General features: G+C 53.7%; 3 protein-coding genes. 2 read left to right on the top strand and 1 reads right to left on the bottom strand.

The annotated features are described in order from the left end of the window. Nucleotides 1-196 precede the first annotated feature (196 nt). Nucleotides 197-586 (top strand): hypothetical protein, encoded by a 390-nt coding sequence (locus AC1D17_RS28400; RefSeq protein WP_477568552.1) that lies wholly within the window; start codon nt 197-199, stop codon nt 584-586. Between the two features lie 181 nt (nt 587-767). Here the strand turns inward: AC1D17_RS28400 and AC1D17_RS28395 are convergent, their stop codons facing one another. Beyond that, nucleotides 768-1958, bottom strand: a complete 1191-nt coding sequence (locus tag AC1D17_RS28395; RefSeq protein ID WP_477568551.1) for a porin — start codon at nt 1956-1958, stop codon at nt 768-770. A gap of 541 nt (nt 1959-2499) precedes the next feature. On the opposite strand from AC1D17_RS28395, the gene AC1D17_RS28390 reads away from it, so the two are divergent. Further along, nucleotides 2500-2732: aspartate-alanine antiporter-like transporter (locus tag AC1D17_RS28390; RefSeq protein WP_477568550.1), on the top strand; the 233-nt coding region annotated here is incomplete at its 3' end.

The raw sequence follows: 2732 nt of genomic DNA, 5'->3' as shown, positions 1-2732 counted from the left end.
CGGGAACTGGGCGGAAACCTGGCCATTGTCGCCCGACAGCCTTGCGAGCAAGACTGAACGCACGCTGGATCCGTCAAACAGCCTGGCTGGCGGCCCGAGGCAGTAGGCCAAATTGCCCCTGTTCGCATCACTGTGGACTGGAAATCCGGCCGTGTTTGCGCTTTTCCCGGGCAGGGCTCGATTGAGGAGGTGTGCCATGGAACAGGAAACAGCGATCAACACCGTCAACATTCCCGCTTGTATTCCATTCGAGGCCTGCAGTTGGTGGGCACCCGCAATGCGGATTGAGTTCGGTGAGTTGAACAACAAGCTGCGGGCTGAAATCGCACGGCTCGACGATAGCCAAGACTACGAGGCTTATGTTACCGCCATCATCTCCCAGCCGAGGCTGCAACCAAGCAGTTGGTTCGAATTGGTTTTCAATAAAAAGTCCGGAAGGGCGTGCGCCATTTACGTAGGTGACGTCCGAGACGACAGCGGGTGTTTTCATGTGGAGACGACCGCCCCCTGTTGGTCCATTGCGCGCGATCCCATCGATGCGGCAGACATACTGTTTGGTAGGCTGGTTGACGAAAAGTCTATGTGACAAGGCTTGATAGGGCCTTCTTACAAATTCGATCGCTCTTGTGCGATCCGTTTGCCGGCCGCACGCGGTCAAGTTTGCAACGCCTGCTGAACCTAGAGCCCGCCCTGGCCGCTTCGGCGGGCTGTGCAAATCTCAGCGCCGACAACGTCGCACGACGCACTGCTTCGCTGCCAAGCCGCTTTCAGAATTTCATCCTGGCGCCGGCAAGCACAGCAAAACTGTCCTCAACATTTGCTGCCTCTTCTTCGTAGGAATAGGTGCGGGCGCCGAGGTACAGCTCCGTTTGCAGATAGTCGAGGTTCTGGACCATCTGCACACCGAAAGAATCGCTGTCAGTGTTCTTGCCCGCGATATCGCTTCCAAAGTAGGCGTCGATGGAGAAGGCGGTTTTGCCGACCTCAAAAATATCAGTCTGGTAACCGAGCTTGACGTAACCGTAGTGACCATCGACCGTTTCCTTGTCGGAATAGGCGGCGGCAAGCGTAACACTCAGACCCGTCGGCAGATGGAGCAATGAAAGCGAAGCGTCATAGATCGAGTTGCTGTCTCCCGGCCTCGAGAAACCGACTGCGCCGGCAATCTTGAAGTCATCGAATGTCTCGTCGTACTGTACCGCCATGTCCCAGACCGTGACGTGGGTTTCTTCCGGAACGACCTGCTGGCCCACCGAAGTCGCGAAGCTAAAGCCACCAAAGGACGCGGTGTCATACCGGAAGCGCAGTTTGCGACCGACGCCATCGTAGTTTGAGAACGCGTCTTTGACATGTACCGTCGAGAGTGTGCCGTCTTCCAGCCGGAAAAACGGACCGCCGGCCATGTCCGAGACCAATGAGTAGCCCACGACGCTCGTTCCGGACAGATCCACTTCCGCGGTCGCATCGGAAGCCATACTGCCCTGACCAAACCAGAATTTGCCGTAGTCTTTTGAATCGAGGTAGATTTCCGCCTTCCGAAGCAGATTTGTCTCCCAATCGTAATCATCCTTGTTGAGTTGATTTACGCTGGTTGTGGAATAGGGGTTCCACTCCCATTCAAGATTTCCCCCAATCGACCAATTGTTCTCCATCAGACTGAAAAGGCGAAAACCGGCTCGGGAAGACGAATTGCCGTTGTCGACCGGGAAATAGGTTTCGGTGGCGCCGCCATCGTCGTAAATGAGAAGCCCTTTGTTAATCTGGCCGTAGAATTCCAGATAAGCGTTGTCGTCGCCAAGCCGCAGTTTTGGAATCCAGTGCTCCGGCGCCTTGCTTGCCTCGGCGGGTTTCTCAGCCTGCTTGGGCAGTTCCTGCGCCGACAACGAACCCACGGACGCAACAGATGTGAAGAGAAACAAGATCGGCGCACGTTTCGCTACAGGTCGTGATTGTCCCATCAGGAGTCCTTCTTAGCCTTTCGTCATGGAGATTGTACGCGCGATCGAACAGTCATGACCGGAAAACCGCACTGGGTGTCACCTGTAAAGCACGGGATACGGCGGCACCTTGCGGCCCAGACCAAGGACATAACAGGCTCTTGACAGGTTGACATGTGTACCGAAATTCATGTGTACCGAAATTCATGTGTACCGAAATTTCTCCATTTCCACCGAAGGATTCACTATTTCCTCTGCCTGGGCCAGTAATCTCTCCGTATCATACAGGATTTTCGCTGCCCATCTGATCCTATTACACTCATAAAATCATAGTTCCGCGGTTCGCAAAACTTTTGAACTTTTATCTTGAGATACGAATGGTGGGTGGATCTCGAGAAATTGTTCCACGTTCGCAACCTACTGTTTTGACTTTATCTGAAAAAACTTGATGCTTTTTTGCAACCGCTCGGAGCCGGGCGACGAAAAAAGTGTCTTGAAGCTTCGAGGATCCGACAGTCTCATCGTATGCAGCTGATGTCATCAATGAAGAGGTAGCATTCTCATGATCGATTGGTTTGTTAATACACTTCGAACTTACCCGGAGATCGCGATCTTCTTATCCCTCGGACTGGGTTATTATTTTGGCTCGTTCACCTACAAAGGTCTCGGGCTCGGCGCGGTTACTGCCACTCTGATTGCCGCCGTGCTGATCGGTCAGCTGGGCATTACCATTTCTCCGCCGCTAAAGCCGACCTTCTTCTTGATGTTCCTGTTTGCAATTGGGTACGGGGTAGG

Source organism: Pararhizobium sp. P1_E7 (assembly GCF_056405855.1).
This window is presented reverse-complemented; position numbering and strand designations above follow the sequence as displayed.